This window comes from Sphingomonas sp. AC449 (assembly GCF_979253475.1).
Genome location: NZ_CEEDCZ010000061.1, coordinates 1 through 255, shown reverse-complemented (window position 1 = coordinate 255; position 255 = coordinate 1). Strand labels below are relative to the sequence as shown.

1 pseudogene is annotated in these 255 nt (G+C 68.6%); it reads left to right on the top strand.

Going from position 1 to position 255, the window contains the following annotated elements:
- A pseudogene (locus AC0CH3_RS17835) lies at positions 1-225 on the top strand (tRNA-binding protein); the annotation flags it as partial.
- Positions 226-255 lie beyond the last annotated feature (30 nt).

Here is a 255-nt window from a genome sequence, read left to right as displayed (position 1 = left end):
TTCGGCGACGAGATCGGTACGAAGCGGTCGTCCGCGCAGATCACCGAGCATTAGACGCCGGAGACGCTCGTCGGGCGTCAGGTCGCAGCGGTCGTCAACTGTCCGCCGCGGCAGATCGGCCCGATGATGTCGGAGGTCCTGACGCTCGGGTTTCCCGATACGGACGGCACGGTCGTACTCGTCCAGCCGTCCGGGACGGTCCCGAACGGCGGCCGGCTGTACTGACGCCGCCCTGGCGCCGGGACCTATTCCTCC